Source organism: Paenibacillus apiarius (genome assembly GCF_017052585.1).
GTDB lineage: Bacteria > Bacillota > Bacilli > Paenibacillales > Paenibacillaceae > Paenibacillus_B > Paenibacillus_B apiarius.
In genome coordinates, this window is the sequence record NZ_JAFFHZ010000001.1 from 3047087 (window position 1) to 3059264 (window position 12178).

General features: G+C 53.9%; 9 protein-coding genes and 1 pseudogene. 8 read left to right on the forward strand and 2 right to left on the reverse strand.

Annotated features, from left to right (window positions below; translation table 11 throughout):
* The first annotated feature begins 125 nt into the window (after positions 1-125).
* The gene (locus tag JSQ80_RS13870; protein ID WP_206095684.1) at positions 126-1481 is read left to right on the forward strand and encodes an ABC transporter substrate-binding protein; all 1356 of its coding nucleotides are present in this window, start codon (positions 126-128) and stop codon (positions 1479-1481) included.
* 583 nt (positions 1482-2064) lie between these two features.
* Here the strand turns inward: JSQ80_RS13870 and JSQ80_RS13875 are convergent.
* Positions 2065-2702: pseudogene (locus JSQ80_RS13875) on the reverse strand (hypothetical protein).
* Positions 2703-2916: 214 nt separating this feature from the next.
* On the opposite strand from JSQ80_RS13875, the gene JSQ80_RS13880 reads away from it, so the two are divergent.
* Positions 2917-3798, forward strand: coding sequence for an ROK family protein (locus tag JSQ80_RS13880; protein ID WP_272491126.1), 882 nt, complete (start codon positions 2917-2919; stop codon positions 3796-3798).
* 159 nt (positions 3799-3957) lie between these two features.
* Here the strand turns inward: JSQ80_RS13880 and JSQ80_RS13885 are convergent, their stop codons facing one another.
* Complete coding sequence (locus JSQ80_RS13885) at positions 3958-4977, reverse strand: LacI family DNA-binding transcriptional regulator (protein ID WP_206095685.1); 1020 nt, start codon at positions 4975-4977, stop codon at positions 3958-3960.
* Between the two features lie 402 nt (positions 4978-5379).
* Between JSQ80_RS13885 and JSQ80_RS13890 the strand changes: the two genes are divergently transcribed.
* The 6 genes from JSQ80_RS13890 to JSQ80_RS13915 are packed head-to-tail and all read left to right on the forward strand — an operon-like array spanning position 5380 to position 12144.
* Positions 5380-6693, forward strand: coding sequence for an ABC transporter substrate-binding protein (locus JSQ80_RS13890; RefSeq protein ID WP_206095686.1), 1314 nt, complete (start codon positions 5380-5382; stop codon positions 6691-6693).
* Complete coding sequence (locus JSQ80_RS13895; RefSeq protein WP_087433222.1) at positions 6693-7574, forward strand: carbohydrate ABC transporter permease; 882 nt, start codon at positions 6693-6695, stop codon at positions 7572-7574. The genes JSQ80_RS13890 and JSQ80_RS13895 overlap by 1 nt, the downstream gene beginning before the upstream one ends.
* Positions 7561-8400, forward strand: a complete 840-nt coding sequence (locus JSQ80_RS13900; protein WP_087433221.1) for a carbohydrate ABC transporter permease — start codon at positions 7561-7563, stop codon at positions 8398-8400. The genes JSQ80_RS13895 and JSQ80_RS13900 overlap by 14 nt, the downstream gene beginning before the upstream one ends.
* A 37-nt stretch (positions 8401-8437) precedes the next feature.
* Positions 8438-10081: an alpha-glucosidase gene (locus tag JSQ80_RS13905; RefSeq protein ID WP_240463662.1), complete on the forward strand. Its 1644-nt coding sequence runs from the start codon at positions 8438-8440 to the stop codon at positions 10079-10081.
* A gap of 16 nt (positions 10082-10097) precedes the next feature.
* Positions 10098-11045, forward strand: coding sequence for an MTP-1 family protein (locus tag JSQ80_RS13910; protein ID WP_206095687.1), 948 nt, complete (start codon positions 10098-10100; stop codon positions 11043-11045).
* Between the two features lie 37 nt (positions 11046-11082).
* Complete coding sequence (locus tag JSQ80_RS13915) at positions 11083-12144, forward strand: BtaManbiosPhlase (RefSeq protein ID WP_206095688.1); 1062 nt, start codon at positions 11083-11085, stop codon at positions 12142-12144.
* Positions 12145-12178: the final 34 nt, after the last annotated feature.

The following is a 12178-nucleotide window of genomic DNA, read 5'->3' on the forward strand; positions in this document are numbered from 1 at the left end:
ACCGTGGATCGAATGTGGACGGGCGGGCTTGCGTTCGCCTGTCTCAATACATAGGGAAGCTTGCGGCAGGCGGGTCTCCGCCGGTAAAGAGGCAAGACCGCCAGCTAAGGGGGAAGGAAGAAGAGATGAGGTTATCAAGGAAATGGAAGATGACGGGGCTGCTGCTTAGTATTGCGATTCTGTTGAATGGTTGCATGGCAGGCAAGCCCGTACAGGACGAGCTGGGGGAGGACGCCACCGGCAGTCTGAAAATTTGGTACCCGGATGTGGAGCCGTTCCATACCAAATATGGGCAAATGTTTGCCGCCAAGTTCCCCGGCATCCAGGTGGACGTGCTGCAGGCGCGAGAATGGATAGAAGAGGCGCGGCAAGGGGATTACGAGGAGGAATTGAAGAGGCTTATCGAATTGCATAAGCCGGATGTGCTGCTGCTGGACCAGGATGAATATGAAGCGCTGGCCCGGGCGGGCAAGCTGTATAATCTGGACCCGGCGATCATGCAGGATCAAGTCGATCTGAGCGGATATATGCCGGGCATGATCGACATGCTGCGGGAGAAGGGGGACGGTTCACTCTATGGGCTGGCTCCATTCATCCGGCCGCGGGTCATGTATTACAATGCGGATTTGTTCAAAGAGAACAGTATCGATCCTCCCTCCAACAAGATGCAATGGCCTGACATGTTCGCGCTGGCGGCACGGTTCGCGAATACCGGGACAGAGGACGCCCCTGTCTATGGCCTGATTGGCAATGAAGCTCACGATGTGCTGTCCCAGGTTGCGTTGACCTTGGATCTGCAATTATTCGATGCGAAAGGCGAGAACGTCGTGCTGCAATCGGAAGGATGGAAGCAGGCCTTCCAGATCGCGGCCGAGGCGATCCGAAGCAAGGCGATCTCGGTCCGTTCCCCGAAGGAAGCGGGCGAGGGCACGGAGGGTTACGGTTATTTTCTCGCCATAAACAAGTTCCTGAACGGCGAAGCGGCGATGTTGATCAGTGATCATTACTTTGTTTCCCAGCTCCGCAGCAAAGCGAAGACCTTCGACTGGGGCATGGTCACGGTTCCGATTAACCCGGCGCGGCCCGATGAATCGACTTCGGTCTACGTGCCCCAGATTCTGGCTATCGCCGCGGATTCTCCCCGCAAGCAGGCGGCTTGGAACCTTATCCGCTTCATCAACGGACCGGAGGTGGCCAAGGCCAGATCGCGCACGGCCGAGAGCGACCTGCCGGCGATACCCGATTATGTCTCCGGCGGCGATAGCGTCGATACGGAGGTGTTTTATATGCTGAAGCCGGCGCCTCAACATAACGAACGCGTGATGAAGCGGGTTCCGGACAGCTTCTATGAGGCGTATTCATTGCTGGCGAATGAAGCGCTGCAATCCGTTACCGATAATAAGCAGTCAGTGGACGAGGCGCTGGCGGAGCTGCAGCAAAAGGCGCAGGTGGAGCTCGAATTGGCCCGCAGGAATAGGTAAGCGACGAATACAGATGGCCAACCGGCGGAGTCTGGTGCATTGTCTGGCGGCAGCAGACCCCTGTGAATAGGGAGAGGAGAATTTTTCGCATGAAAAACATGAGCAAGGCGGCAATTGCGGCATCCGGCTGTTCGGTTCGCTGAATATAGCCGCAGAGGCGGCTTCGCAGCCAACGAAGGCAAAAAGTGCCGTCACGGCGGACTCCAACGCTTCTTCCGTCCAGAACAACAAAAAGCTTGTCGAGGCGGAGACGGCCAAATTAACCAAAGCCAGTAAAAATCCAGGTGATTTTTTTGCCCTGTACGTAAATGATAAATCGTTGAATCCGCAGGATCATATCACCTTCTTTATGACCCCGTACATGTTTGAAAAATACGAGGATTACGGCATAGAATACCGGATTAAGGTCAATCCGGATAATGCATTGGACAAAAAAGACCTCCTAGAGCTCGCTAAAAGCATGATTCAAGAATAGCGGCATGGGCGTCCAGCCGACCAGCCGGCCAGTGACGATTGAGTAAAACGTGAAACAGCCATAGTCCCGTTCCCATGCGGACTATGGCTGTACTGCGCTCCATTGCCGCTATTTTTTCGCTTTGAGCATCTCGAACACTTGCTCCACATCTTTGTCTCCGCGGCCGGAGATGTTGATGATGACGATCTGATTGCCGTCCAGCGCCGGGATGATGCCTTCCGTCTTGGACAGCACCTGGAACGCTTCGAGCACTTCTTCATTCGTCACCGTCACGTATTCCGCGCGGCCCGATTCTTTCAAATCGCTGTGCTCCGGGCCGATGCCGGGATAATCGAGTCCGGCCGCGATGGAGTAGGTTGGCGCCGGATTGCCTTCCTCGTCGAAGAGAACGAGACATTTGAAGCCGTGCAGAACGCCGGGCACGCCTTGCGTCAGCGTCGGGGCTTGTTCCGGCTCCACGCCAATCAGCCGCACCGCAGGCCGAGCACGTTGTTGATTTTGTGGGATCCGGTATGGTTCAAATCCTCGCGTTTCAAATATATTTTCGCGCCCCCAAGCTTCGCGGTCAAATGCTTGGCAAAGGTAAGCGGGCTGTCCCGTCCGACAAATTCACGCAAGTACGTGTTGTATTCTTCGATAAATTCCGGGTCATCCTTGTAATGACAAAAAGCTTGGGCAAGCCGATTCAGCACTGCTTGCAGCTGCGGCGGGACGAAGCTGCCGCCGAATTGGCCGAACACCCGCAAAAGGGTAGAAAGCTCAGCATATGTGTCCGAATCTTAGATGATGCGCGCAACTTATTGGAACATCCGATAGGCGATGTTATAATGAACAGGATGGAAGCGTTATCGTGCTGCTGCGCGACAGATAGGCAGAATGCGCGGCATTACGCGGATTGGCGGATAACCCCGCCTGAACATCGCAGAGAAGGACAGGCTTGGAGAAGGTGAGGGAGAAACAATGAAACTGCTAGGTGCAATTGAAGGCGGAGGTACGAAGTTTGTCGTCGCTGTAGGCACGCCGGATGGACAAATTCAACATATGGAGTCTTTCCCGACGACGACGCCGGAAGAGACCATGAATCGTACCGTTGAATTTTTCAAGGATAAAGGGGTAAGCGCCATTGGCTTCGGATCGTTCGGTCCGGTAGACTTGAACAAGCTAAGCCCGACATACGGTCATATCGCTAAGACGCCGAAGCCGCATTGGAGCGGCTATGATGTCGTCGGCCACCTGAAGCGCCATTTCGACGTTCCGGTAGGATTCGACACAGACGTCAATGGTGCGGCGCTCGGCGAATTAATCTTCGGCGCGGCCAAGGGCTTGAACAGCTGCCTGTACATTACGGTTGGCACGGGCATCGGAGCCGGCGCGGTAGTGGAAGGCAAGCTCGTGCATGGCTTGGTTCACCCGGAGATGGGACACATCATGGTGAAGCGCCATCCCGAAGATACGTATGAAGGCAAATGTCCATATCACAAGGATTGCTTGGAGGGCTTGGCGGCCGGTCCGGCTATTGAAGCGCGTTGGGGCGTGAAAGCATACGAGCTCGGCGACGATCACAAAGCTTGGGACTTCCAAACGTTTTATTTGGCGCAAGCATTGATGAATTATATTTTGACGATCTCCCCTGAGAAGATCATTCTCGGAGGCGGCGTATCGAAGCAGCTTCACCTGTTCCCGCGCATTCGCGAGCAAGTGAAGGAGCTGCTGAACGGCTATGTGCAGCACCCGGCCGTGCTGGAGTGCGGCGACGATTATATCGTTCCGCCGGCGCTGCAAGACCGCGCGGGAATTACGGGCGCTTTGGCGCTTGCGGTACAGGCGTTGGAAGCGAAGTAACAACGAAAAAGAATGGTGGGCAGGGGCTTTTTCTGCTTCACCATTCTTTTTTTGCTGCTTTCTATTATTGCCGTGGAAAAAGGGGCTGTCCTTCAGGGTCATTATAGACCTTTTGGGACAACCCCTTTTGCGCAGCTGTTGAGCCATTACACAGCGCTGCTAGCTGAACGTTTTTGGCGCGGCGGTCGATTCGCGCGCGATGAGCTTCGTCGGCAGCAGCAGTTCCATGAACGGCTCATGCTTGTGTTCCATGCGCCAGAACAGCTGCTCGACTGCCTTCCGGCCGAACAGCTTCAGATCGATGGCCATCGTCGTCGTCATTGGCGTGGCCAAGCGGGATAGCTGTCCGTTGTCGAAGCTGCAAACGGATACGTCATCCGGCACTTGGAAGCCGAGCTGATGCAGCGTCGAATTGACGAGGAATCCAAGGCCGTCGTTCACGCAAAACCAGGCGGTGGGTTGGGTGCTGATGTTTTTCATCGTCTGCAGTATATATTCTGATTGCTCCAGCGCATCCGTCACGATCCAGTCCGAATTGAGTTCAAGCCCCATATCGCTTAGCGCCAGCCGGAACCCTTCCAGCCGTTCGTAGTAGCTCGGCGAAAAGCTGATATTGCCCATATAGCCGATATGCCGGTGTCCGAGCTCGAACAGGTGCTTAACGGCCCCGTACGCGCTGAAACGATTGTTCGTCAGGATGCAGTCGATTGGAATGGCCGGATGATGGTGGTCAATCAGCACGGTCGGAATTCCAGTGGCGATAACCGCGTTCGTGTAAGCCGTGCTTAGGTGTGACAAAATCAGGATGCCTTCCACGTCTTGATTTTCCAAAAACGGCGGCAAAGCAAGCTCCTGTTCCGATTCTTTGTTAATGGATTGGATGAGAAGATGCTTGCCCCGCCTCCTCGTCTCTTGCTCTACGCTCAAATAGATCTCTCCGAAAAAGCTCTTTTGCGCAAACGCAAAATCCGAGGCAATCAAGGCAATATTGCCAGAGGGCTCAGACAAGCGTTTTTTGCGGGCAGAGGGGTACGTATACCCCATTTGTTCCGCCGTCTCCAGAATGAGCCGCCGCGTTTCTTCACTGACCCCATCCTTGCCGGACAGAGCCTGCGATACGGAATTTTTTGATATATGGAGCCGTTCGGCGATATCCTGCATCGTAATTTTCGATTTCATAAGGGCACAGCCCCCTTTCTTTAACGATCTGTATCCACAATGTGTTGGATTATGGGATAGGTTACAAGGTGAATGAACAATACTAACGATGGACTATTGTAAAAACTCGTTATTTTCTATCATGCCTCATATAGAAATTATGCCAGAAATCAAGGAATTACAAAACAACATTACAAATAATATAATAACGTTACAGTTTTAAATAGTAAAGGTGAATTAATATATGGGGATATTGTGAATTCCATAGTTTTACCTGTAATCTCAGATTGACAAGTTATAAAAATTGATTAATAATGTTGTTACAAACGCTTTCAATAATATTGTAATTTTATTTGTAACGTTACATCAACAAATTGTAATGTGCTTATGAAAAGCTAAACCATCTATAGGAGGTCTTTTTCAATGAAAAAGAAACTGTCAATCTTACTTGCGTTAACGATGGTCTTCTCGATCTTGGCCGCTTGCGCCAAAGGCGAGGCGCCAAAGGAGTCCGCGGACGGAGTTACGACCATTGAGTTCTGGGCTGCTCCAAACCCGCCGCAGCAAGCGTACTGGATGGAAATGGCCAAGGAATACGAGGCAGTCAATCCGAAGGTCAAAATCAATGTGAGCGCAATTAAAGAATCGCCAAGCTCGGAAGCGAGCATTCAGGCGGCGATTGCCGGCGGCAGCGCTCCAGCCATTTCGGAGAACATCAACCGCGGCTTCGCAGCCCAACTCGCGAACAGCAAGGCGCTTGTTCCCCTTAATACGCTGCCGCAATTCAATGATATCGTGTCGAGCCGCAATATGACCAATACACTCGAGCCTTGGGAGTTCGCTGACGGCAATCAGTACGTGCTGCCGATTTACTCCAACCCGATGCTGTTCGGCTGGCGCATCGACATCTTGAAGGAGCTTGGTTACAACGAGCCGCCAAAAACGTATAGCGAAATGTTGGACGTGGCGAAGAAGCTGAAAGCGAAATATCCGGACAAATACGTATGGGGCAAAGGCGCAGACCTCGTGGATCCTACCGCTTGGAAACGCTGGTTCGACTTCTTCATGCTGTATAATGCCGCTTCTGACGGCAATAAGTTCATTGAAGGCAACAAGTTTGTCGGGGACGAGGCAGCTGGCGTGAAGATGCTGGAGTTCGTCGACAATCTGCGCAAAGAGAAGGCGATTCTTGCGAAAAACGTAACCGATCCGTTTGAATCGGGCATCGGCATCTTTACGGATCTTGGTCCGTGGACATTCAATTATTGGGCTGAGAAGTTCCCGGAAATGAAGTACAACGAGACGTTCACGCTTGCGCTTCCTCCGGTTCCGGACGGAATGAATCCCGCTGAAGCGAAGACGTTCTCCGATGCGAAGGGGCTCGTTATTTTCTCCAGCGTGCCGAAGGAAGAGCAGGAAGCGGCTGCCGAGTTCATCAAATGGGTGTATTCGGATGCGAAGAACGATGTGAAATGGTTCGAGAAGACGAACCTGCCTCCGGCGCGCGACGATTTGGCTGATCTGCCTGAATTCAAGACTATCATGGAAAAATCGCCTGAGCTTGAGTTATTCGCGAAATCCGTTCCACTCGGAATTCCGGCTATCGACAATGCCCGCTACAATGAATTGCAGACGCTCATCGGACAAGAGGCGTTCAACAAGGTGGTCATGGGTGAAATCGATCCGAAGACCGGATGGGACAACATGAAGAAGGCGATTGAAGGGGAACTTCAATAATGGTCGATAAGAACAACAATCGGTTGGGCTGGTTATTTGCCAGTCCCTACCTGATTTACTCGCTTATTTTCTTTTTGGGTCCGCTTATTTGGTCGTTCTTTCTCGCATTTACGAACTGGGATTTAATTGCCCCGACCTATGACATTGTCGGGTTGAAAAATTTCATGAAGGCCCTGTCTTCACCGGGTGTCCAGTCGGCCTTCTGGGTTACGTACAAGTTCATGCTGGTGTTCGTGCCGCTCGTGACAGTCATGTCGCTGGGGGTGGCCGCGCTGGTGCAGGGGCTGCCTAAGTTCCGTAGTTTATATTTAATCGGCTTTTTCTTGCCTTACCTGTCATCCGGCGTCGTAGCCTCGCTTATCGTGAAGGGCTTCCTGTCCTTCAACAGCCCGGTTAACGCCTTCCTGCGCGACACGTTCGGACTGGACATTAACTGGCTCGGATCGCCGCTGTCGGCGCTGTGTATCGTGGCGCTTATCATCGCCTGGAAATTTACCGGCTACTATGCGCTTATTCTGACTTCCGGTCTCGAAAGCATTGATAAGGAAGTGTATGAGGCCGCTGCGATCGACGGGGTTACGGACCGTCAGCGCTTTTGGAAAATCACGCTTCCGTTGCTGTATCCAGCGCTATATACGACACTCATCCTGTCATTCGGCGTCACCTTCGGCATTTTCACGGAGGTATACCAATTGACGGGCGGAGGACCGAACTTCGCTACGAACACTTGGCAGATGGAGATTTACAACCAGGCGTTCAAGAACTTGCAGGCGGGTTATGCTTCAGCCGTCGCGATAATGGCGTCCGTTGTCACGTTCATTTCTATCTTCGTCATCAAAAAATTGCTGGAAACGTGGGGTAAACGAAATGGTTGGGTCTAAGCAAAACAACAAGCTCCGTTTGACGGTCCGGTATATCGTTGCGACGCTCCTGCTTCTGGTCATGGTCTATCCGTATTTGTACATGGTATTGAACTCGTTCGCGGACTGGTCTGAGGTCGATCGCAAGCTCGTTCCGGCCAGCTTCTCCCTGAAATCGTACGAGTGGCTCTTTACAGGCGGCGAGGCGGGCATTGCGCGTCCATGGCTGAATGCTTTCTTGAACAGCGTCATCGTCTCGGTCGTGTCGACGGCGCTCATGATGCTCTTTGGCGTCATGGTGGCTTACGCATTATCGAAGCTGAATTTTAAAGGGCGGGACACGGTAAACAACTTCGTCTTGTTCCATATGTTCTTTCCGGCGATCATCCTGCTCATCCCGAACTTCCTCGTCATCCAGAAGATTGGCTTATACGATACGTACTGGGCGATGATTATTCCGAAAGCGGTCAGCTTGTGGGCCATCTTTATGTACACGAACTTCTTCAAGGCGATCCCGACGGTGTTCATCGAGGCGGCGAAGCTGGATGGGGCGTCCGACTTCAAGATTTTATATCGCATTATGATGCCGATGTCGCGCTCCATTACGGCGGTTATCTTCCTGTTCCTGCTTATGGAACGCTGGACGGAACTGCTGTGGGACATGATCGTTGTGCGCAGCGATAATATGTTGACGCTGAACGTGCTCTTGTCGCAAATGTTCGGCCCTTACGGGGGTTATCCGGGTCCGCTGTACGCCGCATCGGTGCTGTTGACGCTGCCGATTATTATCATGTTCCTTGTGTTCGGCAAAAAGTTCAAAGAAGGCATGCAGTTCAGCCTTAAATAACCGCAAGCAGTCGGACTAAGCAATGGGAGTGGGGAAAATGGAGGCACCGTGGTGGAAATCCGCCGTGTTCTACGAAATCTACATGCCGAGCTTCTGCGACGGCAACGGTGACGGCATAGGAGACTTCGCCGGCATCGTGTCGAAGCTCGACGAGCTGCGGGAGCTCGGCGTGGACGGCTTGTGGCTGACGCCCTTCTACCTGTCGCCGAAGGTGGACAATGGCTATGATATCGCCGATTATACCGCTATCGATCCGGACTATGGCACGATGGAGGATTTTGAGGCGTTTATTCGTGAAGCGCATGCCCGTGGCATGAAGGTCATTGTCGATCTCGTGCTGAATCATACGTCCGCGGAACACCCGTGGTTCAGAGAGTCCCGCTCTTCGTGGACGAATCCGAAGCGCGACTGGTATATATGGAAGGACCCGGTGAACGGAGGCCCGCCGAATAATTGGGAATCGTTCTTCGGGGGCCCGGCGTGGGAATTCGATGAAGCGACCGGACAATATTATTACCATGCGTTTGCGAAGGAGCAGGTGGACTTGAACTGGACCCATCCTCATGTTCGCACGGCGATGAAAGAGGTCATGGGCTTCTGGCTCGATAAGGGCATCGACGGCTTCCGGCTCGATGTCATTAACTTTTTGAAAGTATCCGGGGCGTTCCCGGACAATCCGTACGATGCGGCGACAGGCGAGCAGCAGCATGCGCACGACAAGGATCAGGTTGGCGTCTTGGACGCGATCGCCGAGATATGCGCGTACGTGCATGAGCGGGAAGGGGCTTTCATGGTTGGCGAGGTAGGCTCGGAAGATATGGACGTATTGCGCCGCTACAGCGGCACAGGACTGCTTGACGTCGTGTTCAACTTCAATCTGGGCAGCCAGGAGACGTTCTCGCTCGATCGTCTCGACACTGAACTGCGGAAGATGGAGGAGGTTCATGCGTCCGATCAAGTGCCGACGTTGTTCTTCAGCAGCCACGACATGCCGCGGCACATTTCCCGGTTCGGGGAAGGCAATCCCGAGCTGGAGGAGAAGCGGGCGAAGCTGATTGCCGCGCTTATGCTGACTGCGAAGGGCGTGCCGTTCCTCTATTACGGCGACGAGATCGGGATGCGCGATTTCGTGGCTGAGACGATCGAGGATATGCGTGACGTTCAGGGACTGACGGCGTATCGGCTGGCGCTCGCGAACGGCCAGTCATCCGAAGAAGCGCTGCGGGCGGCCAATGCGAAGTGCCGGGACAAATCCCGGACGCCCATGCAGTGGACGGACGATACGTATGGAGGCTTCTCGGCGGTTGAGCCATGGATCGGCATGGGACCGCAGCATCGCGTGTTGAACGTGAGGGCGGAGAAGCAGCGACCGGGCTCCATTTATGCCTTCTACCGCGAGCTCATCGCTCTCCGGCGCCGGCATCCGGCGCTGCATGCAGGAGATTATGCGCGGCTCGAACGCCGGGAGGACACCCTGCTGTACGTCAAGCGCGCGGCCGGCGAAGAAGCGCTGGTAACGATCAACTTCGGCGCGAAGCCGCTGACGCTGCCGTCTGGCGGCCTGCTCGCGGGCAAGCCGCGCTTCGCCTTGTCCAATTGCCGGGAATCGGCTGGAAATATCGCATCGTTCATCCTCCGCCCGTACGAAGCGGCCGTCTGGGTAAGCGAGATTAATCAGTGAAGGAGACATGCCCTATATGGAATTGAACAAAGGCAGTGTAAAGACATGCGAAATGCTGTTGCAGGAATATACGGCGCAAAATCCGCTGGCACGGAACGCTGAGAAGCTGGCGTTTGCCGGGGTCGGCGACAAGGATGTATACAATATTACGGCCCCATTTCTAGACGAAGGCGAGCCGGTTATTGCCGGACGCGTAGAATCGCGCGACAGCGAGTATTCCGAAGTTCGTTTCTTCATTGAACGGAACGGCGAGTGGGTGCCGCGTGAAGGAGCGCCGGCATTCGAGCTTCAGGATCCGTTCCAGACGCGCATCGGCGGCGAGCTCGTGCTCGGCGGCGTGCAGATTTATCCGCATCCGACACAGGAGAACGCGCTCATGTGGCGCACGGTGTTCTACAAAGGGAAGAGCATCGCTGAGCTGAAGCCGTTTTTTAAGGGACCGGACGGGATGAAGGATCTGCGGCTTGTGGAGTTGCAGGATGGCGGCATCGGCATCTTTACTCGCCCGCAGGGAGAGAAAGGCGGCCGCGGCAAGATTGGGTTTGCCCGTGTCAAGCGCTTGGAGGACTTATCCATTGAACTGATTGCCCATACGCCCCTGCTTGAAGGACAATTCATAGACGAAGAATGGGGAGGCGCGAACGAGGCGCATCTGCTGGGCAACGGCCGTATTGGCGTCCTTGGCCATATCGCGAGCTTCGATGCGCAAGGCGATCGCCATTACTACCCGATGGCATTCGCCCTTGACCCGGCAACGGGCGCTTATTCCGATATCGAGCTCATTGCCGTTCGGGATCAATTTCTGCCGGGTGCCGCGAAGCGCACCGATCTGGCAGACGTCGTATTCAGCGGCGGCCTTCTGCGCAATGGGGACGGCACGGCGGTGCTGTATGCCGGCATAAGCGATGCGGAGGCGCATCGGCTGACCATTGCGGATCCGTTCCAAAAATTCGAACAGGCATAATCGTGTTTATTATTATACAGCTTAAGGAGTTCACACCATGAATATTTATCGATATGAAGAAAATCCGCTTATTACGCCGGCCGATGTCAAGCCGCACCGTGACGACTTCGAAGTCATCGGCGCGTTCAATGCGGGCGTCACGACTTACAATGGTGAAGTGTTGTTGCTGCTGCGCGTAGCGGAGCGTCCAATCAGCAGCGACCCGAACATCGTGAAGGCGCCTGTGTTCAACCCGGAGACGAAGAAGCTCGATATCATCAAGCTTCGCGTGGACGACGAGCGTTACGATTTCACTGATCCGCGCGTCATCCGCAACAAGTCTCAGAGCGCGACGTTCGAATATTTGACGTCCATCTCATACATCCGTATCGCGCGCAGCAAGGATGGGCATACCTTTACGATCGACGATGCGCCATTTGTATATCCGTCCACGGCATTGGAGACGTTCGGAATTGAAGATCCGCGCGTGACGCAGATCGGCGATACGTATTATATTTATTTCTCCGCGGTGTCCCCGGTCGGGGTCGGAGAAGCGATGGTATCGACGAAGGACTTCGTGAACGTGACGCACCATGGCATGATTTTCAGTCCGGACAACAAGGATGTGCTTATTTTCCCGGAGAAAATCAACGGTAAATATTTTGCGTTGCATCGTCCGACGACGAAAAGCATCGGCAACCCGGAAATATGGATTGCGGAATCGGATAATTTGCTGTATTGGGGCAATCATCAACATCTGCTTGGCTTGCGTCCAGGCATGTGGGACAGCGGACGCATGGGCGGCGGCGCCGTGCCGTTCAAGACGGAGAAGGGCTGGCTTGAGCTGTACCATGGCGCGACAAAGGAGCACCGCTATTGCATGGGCGCCGTTCTGCTGGACTTGAATGATCCGACGAAGGTGATCGCCCGTTCCGAGCGGCCGGTGATGGAGCCGGAAGCGGATTACGAGAAAAACGGCTTCTTTGGCGATGTCGTCTTTTCTTGCGGAGCTGTCGTGGAAGGCGACAAGGTAAAGATGTACTATGGCGTGGCGGATACATCAATGGCCTGCGCCGAGCTTAGCGTCAAGGAAATTTTGGACAGTTTGACATACGTATAGACTGAATATAGAGCAGAGAGACATGGAGACGCCA